The following is a 13,345-nucleotide window of genomic DNA, read 5'->3' as shown; positions in this document are numbered from 1 at the left end:
GTACTCTATGCTGCATAGAAAGAGGATGGTCACAGGGGGCACTCCACCGGGTTCCCACTCCGTCCACCGGGCCCACCGAAGGGCCAGATGAGGGGAGACACCGAATGCGCACGTGGGGATTGCGGCAGTGGGGCGTGGCGGCGGTGGGCACGATCGCGACCCTGCTCCTGCTGGGGGTGCCGGCCGTGCTCATCCCGAACGGATTGTTCACCCGGGAGATCGAACCGACGTGCTGGTCGTACCCGGTCTGGATCGCCACCTCGATCCTGGCCGGCCTGGTCATGGCCACCTACGTGCGGGGTGTGTCGGCGGTCGAGGAAACGCGCAGCGACCGTGATGGAGGAAGGAGCATGGTGGGCGCGGCCCTGGCCTGGTTCGCGATCGGCTGCCCGGTCTGCAACAAGCTCGTCCTGTTGGCGCTGGGTACCAGTGGAGCCATGGCCTGGTTCGCTCCGCTGCAACCGGTGCTCGCGGTCGCCGGGATGGTCTTTCTGTCCTGGGCGTTGTGGTCACGACTGCGTACCGCGAACTCCTGCCCCGTCCCGGCCAGGGTCGACTGACGGCGCCCGGTTCAAGGCGGTGGGTCCATCCCCGCGTGCGCGGGGAGCAGGACGACAGCTACAACGGCTTCACCCTCATCGAGGGTCCATCCCCGCGTGCGCGGGGAGCAGGAGCTGTTCGAGGAGCCGACCTACTCCTAAACGGGTCCATCCCCGCGTGCGCGGGGAGCAGTAACGTGCGCAGAAGTGCTGAGTTGGCGATCGGGGTCCATCCCCGCGTGCGCGGGGAGCAGACGCCGTCTCCTCGGAAGTCGATGCTCGGTCCAGGTCCATCCCCGCGTGCGCGGGGAGCAGCCACCCCGGAACGCCCTGGGTTCGCCGTCATCGGGTCCATCCCCGCGTGCGCGGGGAGCAGGAGACCTCGACCTGCCCGGCCAAGACGGCACCGGGTCCATCCCCGCGTGCGCGGGGAGCAGAAACGAATTAGATGCAAACTCTAACTCAACCGAGGTCCATCCCCGCGTGCGCGGGGAGCAGTTCTCGCAGATAGCGATGCTCTAGGGGGTGTAAGGGTCCATCCCCGCGTGCGCGGGGAGCAGTCTCCCTGACCTGCGAGTCTATTCGCGCTTGGGGTCCAAATTTGCAACTTGTTGAGAAACGGACAAAAGGAACACACCATCAGGTTCGCGGTTTCGTTTGAGCCTAGAGCAAACCACACCGGGGCCACCAGGAGGAAAGAGCCCGCTCAACGGCGAGAGATGATCCGCTGCGCATGGGTCCACAGGTAGGTGAGCACCGCATCGATGGTTTCGGCTTCGACCAGTCCCGAGGCTGAGGCCACCCAGAACGACTGTGTGGCCTCTCCGAACCAGATGATCGAGCGCGGATGATGGGCCTGAAGTCGTGCGGCCTGGCGGTGCTCGCGAGCGAACTCGGTGCGGTGACCGCCCAGACGAGGAAGGTGTTGTGCCCGATAGGCGCGACAGGTGCGGTGAGTGCAGAAGGCGCAGGTCGGGCCCGAAGCGGGGAGAGGGCGATAGGGGCTGTTCGAGCGAAGGTCCTGCGGGCGGCGGGGCGCGGGGATAGGGTGCGACATGGGCTCTGCTTTCTGGTTTCAGGGGATTCTTGGATTCAGGGTCCGTGGGCCCGGGAGAGCGGTATGACGCTTTTCCGGGCCTTTTTCGTGCGCGCGTTGATCGGGCTCAGCCGGTTCGGTGAGGTCGAAGACCACTTGCAGGGTCAGGGCGCGGATGCGGTGGCCGTCCCAGGACCAGGAGAAGTCCCAGTACACGGAGAGCCGCTCGACCAAGGCCAGGCCGCTGCACGGGGCCTGGTCGTCGCGGCGGGGATAGCTGATGTTCGGTCCGGGCAGAGGGCCCTCGTCGGTGACGTACAGGTGGGGGAGCAGGGGGCGGGTCCGGTCCAGCACGACGCGCACCGTGCCGCCCGGCAGCCCGGAACGGGTGTGCTGGAGAGCGTTGTCGACCAGTGCTCGGGTGACCAGGGTCAGTGGGCGAGCGTGGCAGGGCAGAACGCTGTGACACCACTGGGCCAGGGATTGGTGGTCGTGGGTGTGGCCCAGGAGGAGGCCGCGTCGATTCGGGTCACGGAAGTGGATCAGGCGGGGGAAGGGCTTTTCCGGTACGGGTGAACGTGTCCCAATATTTTGCATTTGTCGCACCTTGGGTGGTTGGTGATGGATCTGATTTCAGGTGTGGCTGATGATCACTTCGATTTGCGGTTTTAGTCGCGAGGGGAAGTGGATTCTTCTGAAACTCTGCCAACGGAGGGGGTGCGCGGTCTATCATTACCGCTAAACCCGATAGAAGATTTATTGCCAGCGGTAGAGCTCGGTGGAGGGATGGTGGGAAGTTGGAAAAGGGGAACGAAGAGGGGGAAGCGCGGGTTCGCTTCGGTCGTCTACTGAAGAAGATCCGAGGTCAGGCCGGTCTCACGCAACAGGAGTTGGCAGCTGTATCTTTGGTTGCGCAGAGCACGATCAGTGACTTGGAGCTTGGGAAAAAAGGGACTAGGCGGGATCCTGTAGTACGCCTTGATAAGGCTCTTACCGCTAACGGCATCATCTTGGGTGCCTGGGATGCGGCGTTCTCAGGGGTCGGTATGACCACGTACTTCAGGGAAGTCGCTGAAGCGGAGCAGTCAGCGACCAAGATTCAGGACTACTCTCTGGGTTTGGTGCCCGGTCTCTTACAGGCTGAGCAGTACATCCGTGCCATCAGTGAACTTGCGGAGCCTGACGCGACCCCTGAAGCCCTCAACCAGATTCTGGAGGCCCGGCAGAAGCGACAGAGGATTCTTGAGCGTGATCACCCGCCGAGATCGACCTTCCTGATAGACGAGGCCGTGCTTCTGCGACGCTTTCGCGACCCTGGAGTGATGCCGGCTCAGATCGACCGACTGATAGAGCTCTCCTGGCTTTCTCGCCTGCACATCCAGATAGTCCCGATCGAGGCTGAGGGGCACGCGGGTCTGGGCGGGTCCTTTATCCTGATGGAAGTGCCTGGAAACGGTGCATTTGCTTACATTGAGAGCCAACAGACCGGAATGACACTGAAGCACCCAGGGGTTGTGGCGAGCTACGAGCGGATCTTCGCGGAGCTGCGAAGCGCAGCACTGCCCGCATCGGTGTCCCGGTCCAGGATGGAAGAGATTCGAGGCCACATCGAATGATGAACGAGGACTGGAAGAAATCCAGCTATAGCAACGGAAGTGGTGGCGCCTGCGTGGAGGTGCGTGAGTGCGTCGGAGGCGCGGATGTGCGTGACACGCAGAACCGTGGCCTAGGGTATTTGGGCTTCCAAGGGCGAGAGTGGGCGGCTCTGCTGGGTGCTCTGTCCTCGAAGTAGGAACCCACGAGAACGGTCCCCCACCAGGCGTAGTGGTGGGGGACCGTTCACGTTCCAGCGTACGTACGAGAACCCTGGACGCGCAGCGACTCAGCCGTACTTCCTCAGGGCGTGGGCCTCCCGTCGAAGCCGCTCGGCGGCTTCGTGCCGGCCGTGCGAGTCATAGCGCTCCGCTTCCTCGACCCGCTCCTCGACCTGCCGGCGCAACAGTGCTCGCACCTCCTCAACGGACAACACCCGTCGTTCCACCTCGGCGGCACCGATCCCGACCCGGGCGCCCGCGACGTGTTCGCTCCCGCCCTCCCGCTGAACCTTCGGGACGGTGACCGCCTCGGCGTTGTCCCAGGCGGCCAGGGCGGTACGCAGCGCCGAGACGACCTCGGGGCGACGAGCCTTCATCGCGACGACGAGGTCGGCGCGAAGCAGGGCACGCAAGTCGTGGACGTCTTCGATGATCGGGCCCTCGGGGCTCATACGCCCTCCTGAATCTCGTGTGCGACATCGCGGCAGGAGCGTCGCTCTATCCCTAACACTCCTTTAAAGTCAGGTTAGCAGGTATTTTTGGGGAGCGATAGGGAATTTTGCGGAGCGCCATGGTGTCGGGTGCGGAAGTCCCTGGCACCCGGTGCCAACGCCGCCAGCGCCGGCGCGAGCACGCACAACACCGCACACCCGAGCAACACCGACTCCGTTCCGAAGGCCTGCGCCGCCGGGGCGATCAGCGCCAGCCCCACGGGTGCGAACCCGTAGGCGAACAGGAAGTCCAGGGAGGAGACCCTGGCCAACTTGTCCGGAGCGACCTCGCGCTGGGCGGCGGTGAACCAGGGCACATTGAACAACTCCACCCCCACTCCCACCACCGCGTAGGCGGCGAAGACCGCCACGGCGCCGACCGGGAACGCCAGGCTCAGCGGCGCCAGCGCGTACAGACCCAGCCCGAACAGCGCCCACCACCCCTGCGCGCGGGGCTTCCACCGGGCCACCAAGAGCGCGCCGACCAGAGCGCCGGCGGTGTAGGCGGTCAACGCGCCGGCGAGCACGGCCTCGGTGCCGTAGTGATCCCGGCTGGTCAGCGGCAGTAGCACGTTCGTGGCCGAGTAGCCCAGTGCGATCACGGTGGTCAGTGCGGCCAGCCCGGATAGGAACCAGGGGTGGCGGCGCGCCTCGGTGAGTCCTTCGACGAACTCCACGTGGAAGGGGGACCGGTCACGGGCCTGGTCCGTGACACCGGTCCCCTTGGGTGCGAGCAGTGCCGTGGCCAGCCACAGCCCGGCGGTGACCAGCAACAGGGTGGCCGGTCCGGTGATGGTGGCCGCCAAGGCGGTGAGCGCGGGGGCGATCAGGGTGACCCCGCGCACCGAGAAGGTGAGGGCGGCGTTGGCCTGTTGTCGGTCCTCGACGGCCACGATCTCGGCGGTCAGGGCCTGAAAGGCGGGGCGGCACGCCCCTTGACCCACCCCGACGATGGCGGCGGCCACGGCCATCAACGTGGTGGAGGTGCCCAGGCCGGCGGCCAGAACGGGGCTGGCGGCGGCCGCGGCGAGCCCGGACCACAACACCACGGCGTGCCGGGAGTAGCGGTCGGCGAGCAGTCCGCCCAGGGGAACGGCGACCAGGAACCCGGCGGTGCGGGTGGCCAGGACCAACCCCAGGCCGATGGCGGTCAGTGACCCGTGCAGGACGGCGAGCCCGAGGATGAACGGCATGGCCCACGTGGCCATCCCCGAGGCGGTGGTGGCGCACCACAAGCGCAGAAAGTCCGGTCGCAGCAGGGGAGTGGGGCGCCGTGGGGCGGTCGTGTTCGACGTCGTCGAGGGCACGGAAGCTCTCATCTCTGATCGTTCGGGGTGTGGGGTCGCGTCCCGGCGTGTTCGTCGCCGGCTCTTCCGCCACTGTAGTGAAAACGATAATCACTTACATCCTGGCGTGCGAACGACACCCCTCTCGGAGCCTCCCCGGGTGCCTGGAGGGTCCGTGATCGTGGGGGTTCGCGGCGTCACGACCCAGGGAACGACTCGGGGGTGCGGGGGTGAGGCCCCGCGAAAGTGACAACGGTTTTCATTGTCGCTATAGTCACCGACCGAGCCACCACGACGCCCCTCATTCGCCCCTGCCGGAAAGGACCCGAGTGAACTCCTCCCTCCTCGACCGCCTGCCCCCGCCCCTGCCGCCCGAGCAGATCATCGCCCTCAATCGCCCCAAGGCCGACCTGCACACCACGCGCGCCTACTCCTGGAACGGTTGGGACTTCGAGGTGCCTCCGGGCGTCTTCATCCCCGGCGCCACCAGCCGGATGATCCACCAGCGCGTCCTGGACGACGAGATCGACGTGCGCGGCCGTGTCTACGCGGCGATGGGAGTGGGGCTCGGCGTGGAGGCCATCGTGGCCGGCCTGCGCGGCGCCGCCCGCGTGCACGCCCTGGACGTCCACCCCGCCAGCGTCGCCGCCACCGAGGCCGGCTACCACCGCATCGTGGGTACCGACCGCCCCACCGAGTTCCTCCCCCGGGTCGGTGACCTCTTCGCGCCCCTGCCCGACGGCACCCGCCTGGACGTGGTCACCTTCAACCCGCCCGCCGTCAGCCGGCCGGTGAGCGAGGACCCCGACATCGTCCGCAACGTGTGCGCCGGCACCCCCGTCACCGACGCCTTCTTCACCCAACTCGCCGAACGCGACCTCCTCGCCCCGGGCGGTGAGGTCTTCTTCATCGCCTCCAACACCGCCGACCTGCGCCACATCATCGGCCACGCCGTCCACGAGGGCTTCACCGCTCACATCCACCACCTGCACGACTGGAACGACGGCGTCCTGACCTACCTGTTCCGCCTGACCAGGGAAAGCGGCGCGACCGAGGAGAACAGCCGATGAGAGACCTCGAAGAACTCCGCCGGTCCGTCCTGGCCACCCCCGACCCGCCCGTGGCCACCAGTGTCTTCTGGGTCCACCACGGCACCCGTCTGGCCAGCGGCGACGTCACCTACCTCAACCAATACGTCCTGGTGCGCATCGGCCGGGCCTTCGGCGCCTGCGCCTTCGAAGCGGGCGAACTCGACCCCCGCGTGTGCGCCGACCTGTCCGGCCGGCCCCTCACCGAACTCCTCGACGGCCCCGCCCCCCTGCGGCTGGCCGCCCTGGACGCCTACCTGGGGCAGGAGGTGCCCCACCGCGAGGACCCGCGCGCCGAACCCGTCACCCTCCCCTACGGCACCCCCGAAGAACGCGCGGTGGCACGCGACCGCGCCATCGCCGCCCTCCTGCCCGAACCCCAGAACAGACGCATCGCCCTCATCGGCGTCGTCAATCCCCTGGTGGCCGCCATCCGCGAACGCGGCGGCGAGTGCCTGCCCTGTGACCTCAACCTGCGCCGCACCCAGTGGGGTGATCCGGTCAGTCCGGACATGGAGGAGGTCCTGGCCAAGGCCGACGCCGTCGTCGCCACCGGCATGACCCTGGGCAACGGTTCCTTCGACCGCATCCTGGAACGCTGCCGAGAACGCGACCTCCCCTTGGTGCTCTACGCCCAGAGCGGCAGTGCGGTCGCCCGGGCCTTCCTGGGCTCCGGCGTCACCGCGCTGTCCGCCGAACCCTTCCCTTTTTCCCAGTTCAGCGCTGAACCGACCACTCTCTACCGATATCGCTAGGAGGCCGAGGCGTGACCCTCGGAACCGGACAGGCCACCTGTCACCACGGTGAGGTACTCCAGGGGACCTTCCTGGACGAGCGGGGCGAACCCACCCGCGGCCTGGTCACCCTGCCCATGGCCGAACCCGCCACCCGTGCGGTGTTCACCCCGTTCTCCACCCGCGCGCCCCGGCGCGTGTTGGTGGACCCGCCCGACCGGGCCAAGGCGGCCCGCGCCGCCGAACTGGCCATCGCCGAATGCGCCCGCCGCAGCGACCTCCGTCCGGTCGGTGGCTACCTGAGCGTACGGGGCGGGGCCCGACCGGGTCTGGGCATGGGTTCGTCCACCAGCGACGTGACCGCAGCGGTGCGCGCGGTGGCCGCGGGACTGGGTGTGGAACTGCCCCCCTCGGTCGTGGCCGAGGTGGCGGTGGCGGCAGAGGGCGCCAGCGATCCGATCATGTTCGGGGAACGGCCGCTGCTGTTCGCCCAGCGCCGGGGCCGTGTCCTGGAGGACCTGGGCCCGGCGCTCCCCGAACTGATCGTGGTGGGCTGCCTGACCGGTTCCGGTCAACCCGTCGACACCCTCGCCCTGCGGGGTACCGCACGTTCGGGGGACATCAACGTCTACGAAAGGCTGCGTGCCGTCCTGCGCACCGCGATCAACGAACACGACGCCGCCGGGGTCGGCCACGTCTGTACCGAGAGCGCCATCCTCAACCAACGAGTGCTGCCCAAGGCCGAACTCGGCACCCTCCGGGAGGCCGCCCGAGGCTGCGGGGCGGTCGGCATACAGGTGGCGCACAGCGGCAACGTCGCCGGACTCCTCTTCGACGCGACCGCGCTCGACCTGACCGACCGTCTCGACAGTGCCGTCGACCGGCTCGGCCGAGAAGGGCTCGCCCCCACCCGTGTCTTCTCCACCTCCAGAACCACCCTGAACATCGGGGAGCGATCTTGGACGACCACATCGGCGAGGCCATCGCCCGACCTGATCTGATCGACCTGGACGAAGGCCTGACGTGCCTTCGCTTCGAATCGATGAAGGTGGCGTCCGCCCTGGCGGCGGTACGCCACCTGCTCGACACCGGGGTGGTCCGCCCCGGTGACACCCTCATGGACAGTTCCAGCGGTATCTACGCCTACGGTCTGGCCTTGGCCGCCCACCGCTACGGTTTGCGCTGCCACATCATCGGCTCCACCACCATCGACCGTCCCTTGCGCCTGCAACTGGCCGTACTGGGGGCGACCTTGGAACAGATGCCACCCTCCGACGACCTGGGTTTGGACCAGAACCGGCGAGTGCGGCGGGTTCGGGAGGTGCTGCGGGACAACCCGCACTTCCACTGGATGCGCCAGTACCACGACCTCATCCATGGGCTGGGGTACCGGGCGGTGGCCGACCAGATCCGCAAGGACGTGGGGGAGGAACCCCTCATGTTGGTGGGCGGGGTGGGCTCGGGAGCCTCCACCGGCGCGCTGGCCCGCTATCTGCGCGAGAGCGCCCCGGACACCCCGCTGGTGGGGGTCCAGCCGTTCGGCAGCGTCACCTTCGGCAGTGACCACGTCACCGACCGTCAGATCATCATCGCCGGTATCGGCAGCTCCATCCCCTTCGGCAACGTCGACCACACCCTGTACGACACCCTGCACTGGATCGGGTTCGACGCCGCGTTGGCGGGGAGCGTGGACCTGCTGCGCCGACACGCGATCTTCGCGGGGCTGTCCTCGGGCGCCGCCTACCTGGTGGCCCGCTGGGAGGCGCGGCGCACCCGAAGACGTGTGGTGTTCGTGGCCGCCGACACCGGCCACCGCTACGTCGACTCGGTCTTCGCCCACCACGAGAAGGCGGCGGACCTCGACGATCTCTCCCCCCGGGGGATCGACGAGCCGACCGAACTCATCCCGCCTTGGTGCCGGATGGACTGGGGTCGGCGCCCGGCGCCGGTTCAGGCGGTGCACCGGGAGGGGTGAGCGAGCCCGGGGCGGAGCGTGGGCAAAAGCGACCGTCCGGCCCGGTGCGGGCGCCGGGCCGGACGAGGGCTTCGGTTGGAAGTGCTTAAGGGGAGGTGTCCGGGCCCGGCGGTCGCGGTGGTCCAGAGGCCCACGAGCTCCGGTGGTGACCGACCGGATTCCTCCCACTGGCCCGATGCCATCGTCGAGCAGGCCCTCGGGCGCTCAGGCGAAGCGACCAAGGGCCACCCCAGGGCGAGCGTGTCCCCGTGGCGATCGTGCCTGGTAGCGGGCCTGAGCCCTCGCCGATCCCCTCTTCTCCTGCTGCCTCGGCTCGAAGGTTCCGCTGCCTCGCGTGAGATGGATCCCTGATTGAAGACGCTCATAGCGGGAAGTAGGCCATAAAGCTCCACTAAAAGGCCAGTAAAGCATCATCGTGCTTTAAAATTGGCGAATCGACTAATTGTTCCTTGCGAGGGGGTGTGGGCTAGATCTCTTGAGTTTGTGGGGAAGGCGCACGGAAACAGTGAACATCCCCCGAGTCGGAGAGGGAAATTGGAAAAAATAAGAGATTTGTTTAAAAAGATTCGTCGGTACGCCGTGGCGAATACTCCGGTGCCGATGAAGATCACCTACAGACGGGCCCTGAGACTACTCTCTCCTCGCCGCTATTCAGGGCTGACCGTAGCGGTACACCACAACGGTGCCGTGCTCGCGAGGAGATGGGAGGGTGTCTTCAGCGTCACGGAGTTCGCGGCACTTCAGCTGGAACGTTGCACGGATCTGCTCACCGAGCACGAGATCCCCTATTTCCTGGTGCGCAACAACAGGGAATACCAACACGCCATCGCCGTGGACGTGGCTCATCGTCCCGCAGTACTCGACCTGTTGGCCGAGCACTACACGGGATCGGGACTGTACGTCAGCCGTCCACGTGGAGGCGCCCGCCCCGTCTCGTCCCGGGCGCTCAGGTCACACAGGCAGGCCCCCTACCTGCGACTCGGTGAGTACGTGACCGGTGGAGGGCGCTCCGTCATCGCGGGTTTCGAACACGGATGCGTCATCGAGTTCTGGCAGGAGGGCGAGGACGTCCTCGACGAACCGGACGAGGGCGCGCAGGTCTTGGAAGGGCTCAAGGTGGTGCCCCCGCGGAGCGATTTGAGCAACGCCCTGGTAGCGCCACGACCCAACCCCGTCGGGGAGGTCATCCCCGAACCCGAACGCGCACCCGCGCGGACCAAGGTGAACGGTCGACCGCATCCCACCCTCGCCGCGTTCGAGCAGACCCTGACCACGGACATCACCTTCCCGGTGGACGCCGTCTACACCTGGGTGGACGGCAACGACCCCGAGTGGAGAGCGACCAGGAACTCCTACCTGGGCCGAGCCGGAGAGCTCAACCCCGACTCGGCTTCGTCCTCCCGATACGCCAACAGGGACGAACTCCTCTACTCGCTCCGGTCCCTGGAGATGTTCGCGCCCTTCATCCGCAAGGTCTACATCGTCACCGACGGACAGGTTCCCGCCTGGTTGGACACCGAGCAGCAGTGGATCCAGGTCGTGGACCACAAGGAGATCTTCACCGACCCGGGCCTGTTGCCGGTCTTCAACTCCCACGCGATCGAATCCCAGCTCCACCACATCGACGGGTTGTCCGAGCACTACCTCTACCTCAACGACGACGTCCTGTTCGGGCGCCCGGTCTCAGCCGAGCACTTCTTCCACCCGAACGGGATCGTCAAGCTGAACCCGTCGCCCTATCGCTTCGGGCTGGGAGAGGCGAGTGTGGAGGACCAGCCGGTGGACGCCGCCGGGAAGAGGAACAACGCCCTCATCCGGTCCGTGTTCGGTCGCACCGCCGTGTCGAAGTTCAAACACACACCGATTCCCCAGCGCCGTTCCGTTCTCTGGGAACTGGAGGAGCGTTTCCCCGAGGTGTTCGCGCGAACGGCGGCCTCCCGCTTCCGCCACCCCGACGACCACTCCATCCCGTCCTCGCTCCACCACCACTACGCCCTGCTCACCGGCCGAGCCGTGTACTCGCGGCTCCGTTACGCCTACCTCAACCTCGCGGACCCGGAGTCCTTCCGCAGCCGTTCGCGTGAACTCCTCGACAACCGTAGGTTCGACGCCTTCTGCGTCAATGACACCACCGAGAGCGAGGATCCGAACGCCGACAGGTACCTGGGTGATTTCCTCGACCGATACCTGCCACTACGTGGTTCCTTCGAGGCCCGGGCGGCGGGGGCTCGCCCGGACCGAGGAGGAACGAGGCCGACCGCTGAGCCGGCGGCGTCGGGAAGGCACGGTGACCCGTAGTACTCCCGCCCCCTCGCTCGTAGCGCCCCTCCGGGCGCTACGAGCGAGGTCACGTCTGTTCATCCCGAGGCAAAAGCGTTCAAAGAGGGCCCGAACGTCCTGCCCGCAAGGGTGAGGAATCGCAAGTGTCACCAGGGCGCCCCGGAGCCTCGATGCGGCCCCGGGGCGCCCTCGATCCCTCGTAGGGCGGGCCCTTGCTCAACTCCGGTCCGCGCCGAACTCACGCAGGTATCGCGCGAACTTCTCCAGTCCGTCGATGTTGCGCGGTCCGGAGATGCCCTCGTTGTAGTCCAGGACGAAGAAGTTCTCCTCCACCACGGCCGGGACCTCGGCCATGATGGGGGAAGAAGTGAGGAAGTCGATCTTGTCCTCGGCCGGCCGGTCACCGTAGTCCAGGATGATGATCACCTCGGGTTCGGCCTCCACCACGGCCTCCCATCCCACCTGGGTCCACCGTTCCTCCAGGTCACCGAAGACGTTCTCGCCCCCGGCGTGGCCGATGATGTCGTCGGGCGGAACCTGGCCTCCGGCGGTGAAGGGCTGATCGGTGCCCGAGTCATAGAGGAAGACCGGCACCGGATCGCCCTCGGGCGCCTGTTCGACCACCGCCTCCACCCGTGACCGGTAGTCGGCCACCAGCGCTTCGGCGCGTTCGGACACACCGAAGATCGCGCCCAACCGCTCCAGGTCGGTGTACAGGCCCTCGAAGGGGCGCACCCGCTCGGGATGGCCCGGATAGTTGAAGCAGGACTCGGTGTGCATGAAGCTCTGGATGCCCAGGCCGTCCAGGATCTGGGGCGTGATGCCGCGCTGGTCACTGAACCCGGAGTTCCATCCGGCCACCACCAGGTCGGCCTCGGCGTCCACGACCAGCTCCCGGTTGAGCAGGTCGTCGCTGAGCAATTCCACGCTCGCGTAGTCGTCGGCCCACGGGGACTCGGTCACCGGAGGATTGGCCGGCGGCATCACGTATCCGTGCACGTGGTCGGTCAGGCCGAGCGCGAACAGTTTGTCGGCGCTGCCGCCCTCGTAGGCCACCGCCCGCTCGGGCGTGGTGTACTCCACCTCCTCGCCGCAGCGCTGGACGGTGACCGGGCCGAGCCCCGCCTGGGCGGCCTCCTCGACCTCGGCGCCGCATCCGGCGAGTAGGACACAGGTCGCGGCCATGGGCAAGAACGGCAGGGGAAGACGACTCTTGGGGATGCGGTTCAGTGGTGCGTGTTTCATCCGTGGGTGTTCCATCGAAGACCTTTCTCAAAGTGAGGGAGTCGGTAGAGCAGTTGGGGGTCGCCGGTCAACGGATGGGCCACGACGGTGGCCTCCACCCCGAAGACCTCGCGCAGGGTGTGTTCGGTCAGGACCTTGTCGGGCGGCCCGGCGGCCACCAGGGAGCCTTCGCTCAGCACCCCGATGACGTCGCAGGCCGCTGCGGCCAGGTTGAGGTCGTGCAGGACCACCAGCACGCTCACCCCGACCTCGCGCAGCAGGCCGAGCAGGTCGAGTTGGTGGCGTACGTCCAGGTGGTTGGTGGGCTCGTCCAGCACCAGCACGTGGGGTTCCTGGACCAGGGCGCGGGCGACCAGTACGCGTTGGCGCTCGCCACCGGAGAGTTCCAGAACCCCGCGCCTGGCCAGATGGGTCACCTCCATGCGCGCCATGGCCTGATGACACAGCTCGCGTTCGCGGGCACCGAGCGGCTGGTTGCCGCGCAGGTGCGGGGCCCGGCCCAGGGCCACCAGTTCCTCGACCGTGAAGTCGAGGTCGCTGCCGCCTTCCTGGGTCAGGGCGGCCACGTGCCGGGCCGCGTCGCGCAACCCCATCGCTGTGAGGTCGGCCTCGCCCACCAGGACCCGGCCGGTGCTGGGGGACAAGGCCCGGTACACGCAGCGCAGCGCGGTGGACTTGCCCGATCCGTTGGGTCCGACCAAACCCACCACCTGCCCGCTGGGCACGTCCAGGGTCAGGGCTCGTAGGATCGACCTCCCGCCCAGGTCCACGGACAGTCCCTCGAGTCGCATCTCCATCAGCGTCCTCCGAACAGGTAGCCGCGGCGACGCATCAGGGTCAGGAAGACCGGCACGCCG

General features: G+C 67.3%; 14 protein-coding genes and 1 CRISPR repeat array. Of the genes, 8 read left to right on the top strand and 6 right to left on the bottom strand.

Going from position 1 to position 13,345, the window contains the following annotated elements; all coding sequences use genetic code 11:
• The first annotated feature begins 104 nt into the window (after positions 1-104).
• Positions 105-560, top strand: a complete 456-nt coding sequence (locus D472_RS0103050; protein ID WP_017603033.1) for a hypothetical protein — start codon at positions 105-107, stop codon at positions 558-560.
• Positions 561-582: 22 nt separating this feature from the next.
• A CRISPR array of direct repeats spans positions 583-1,099; the repeat unit is 28 nt; unit sequence GGTCCATCCCCGCGTGCGCGGGGAGCAG.
• Positions 1,100-1,245: 146 nt separating this feature from the next.
• Here the strand turns inward: D472_RS0103050 and D472_RS0103045 are convergent.
• Both D472_RS0103045 and D472_RS28050 read right to left on the bottom strand, forming a co-directional pair.
• Entirely contained in the window at positions 1,246-1,596 is a 351-nt protein-coding gene (locus tag D472_RS0103045) for a hypothetical protein (RefSeq protein ID WP_017603032.1), read from the bottom strand.
• Positions 1,597-1,614: 18 nt separating this feature from the next.
• Positions 1,615-2,172 carry an ATP-binding protein gene (locus D472_RS28050; RefSeq protein ID WP_152447888.1) on the bottom strand — a complete coding sequence of 186 codons (558 nt, stop codon included), beginning with the start codon at positions 2,170-2,172 and terminating at the stop codon, positions 1,615-1,617.
• A 200-nt stretch (positions 2,173-2,372) separates the two neighbouring features.
• Between D472_RS28050 and D472_RS0103035 the strand changes: the two genes are divergently transcribed.
• Positions 2,373-3,191 carry a helix-turn-helix domain-containing protein gene (locus D472_RS0103035; protein WP_017603030.1) on the top strand — a complete coding sequence of 273 codons (819 nt, stop codon included), beginning with the start codon at positions 2,373-2,375 and terminating at the stop codon, positions 3,189-3,191.
• The gene (locus tag D472_RS27355) at positions 3,188-3,367 is read left to right on the top strand and encodes a DUF397 domain-containing protein (RefSeq protein WP_083903365.1); all 180 of its coding nucleotides are present in this window, start codon (positions 3,188-3,190) and stop codon (positions 3,365-3,367) included. The genes D472_RS0103035 and D472_RS27355 overlap by 4 nt, the downstream gene beginning before the upstream one ends.
• Positions 3,368-3,457: 90 nt before the next feature.
• Here the strand turns inward: D472_RS27355 and D472_RS0103030 are convergent, their stop codons facing one another.
• Positions 3,458-3,841 (bottom strand): GatB/YqeY domain-containing protein, encoded by a 384-nt coding sequence (locus D472_RS0103030; protein ID WP_017603029.1) that lies wholly within the window; start codon positions 3,839-3,841, stop codon positions 3,458-3,460.
• A 74-nt stretch (positions 3,842-3,915) separates the two neighbouring features.
• The gene (locus tag D472_RS24715; RefSeq protein WP_017603028.1) at positions 3,916-5,199 is read right to left on the bottom strand and encodes an MFS transporter; all 1,284 of its coding nucleotides are present in this window, start codon (positions 5,197-5,199) and stop codon (positions 3,916-3,918) included.
• 296 nt (positions 5,200-5,495) lie between these two features.
• Here D472_RS24715 and D472_RS0103020 point away from each other — a divergent pair, with 296 nt between their 5' ends.
• The 5 genes from D472_RS0103020 to D472_RS0103000 all read left to right on the top strand — a co-directional run bounded on the left by D472_RS0103020 (position 5,496) and on the right by D472_RS0103000 (position 11,261).
• Entirely contained in the window at positions 5,496-6,236 is a 741-nt protein-coding gene (locus tag D472_RS0103020) for a class I SAM-dependent methyltransferase (RefSeq protein WP_017603027.1), read from the top strand.
• Positions 6,233-7,009: a Rossmann-like domain-containing protein gene (locus D472_RS0103015; protein WP_017603026.1), complete on the top strand. Its 777-nt coding sequence runs from the start codon at positions 6,233-6,235 to the stop codon at positions 7,007-7,009. Before D472_RS0103020 ends, D472_RS0103015 begins: the two co-directional genes overlap by 4 nt.
• Before the next feature lie 11 nt (positions 7,010-7,020).
• On the top strand, positions 7,021-7,989 hold the full coding sequence (locus D472_RS0103010) for a GHMP family kinase ATP-binding protein (protein WP_017603025.1): 969 nt from the start codon (positions 7,021-7,023) through the stop codon (positions 7,987-7,989).
• Positions 7,947-8,963 (top strand): pyridoxal-phosphate dependent enzyme, encoded by a 1,017-nt coding sequence (locus D472_RS0103005; RefSeq protein WP_017603024.1) that lies wholly within the window; start codon positions 7,947-7,949, stop codon positions 8,961-8,963. The genes D472_RS0103010 and D472_RS0103005 overlap by 43 nt, the downstream gene beginning before the upstream one ends.
• A gap of 600 nt (positions 8,964-9,563) precedes the next feature.
• Positions 9,564-11,261, top strand: coding sequence for a stealth family protein (locus tag D472_RS0103000; protein WP_152447887.1), 1,698 nt, complete (start codon positions 9,564-9,566; stop codon positions 11,259-11,261).
• Positions 11,262-11,459: 198 nt separating this feature from the next.
• Here the strand turns inward: D472_RS0103000 and D472_RS0102995 are convergent, their stop codons facing one another.
• Both D472_RS0102995 and D472_RS0102990 read right to left on the bottom strand, forming a co-directional pair.
• On the bottom strand, positions 11,460-12,428 hold the full coding sequence (locus D472_RS0102995; RefSeq protein ID WP_394295610.1) for an ABC transporter substrate-binding protein: 969 nt from the start codon (positions 12,426-12,428) through the stop codon (positions 11,460-11,462).
• Positions 12,429-12,484: 56 nt separating this feature from the next.
• Positions 12,485-13,285, bottom strand: coding sequence for an ABC transporter ATP-binding protein (locus D472_RS0102990; protein WP_017603021.1), 801 nt, complete (start codon positions 13,283-13,285; stop codon positions 12,485-12,487).
• Between the last annotated feature and the right edge of the window lie 60 nt (positions 13,286-13,345).

Origin of the sequence: Nocardiopsis alkaliphila YIM 80379, from assembly GCF_000341005.1 — a bacterium.
In the GTDB taxonomy this organism is placed as follows: Bacteria; Actinomycetota; Actinomycetes; order Streptosporangiales; family Streptosporangiaceae; genus Nocardiopsis; species Nocardiopsis alkaliphila.
Note: the sequence above shows the minus strand (reverse complement) of the source record. Positions and strands in the feature narration are given on the sequence as shown.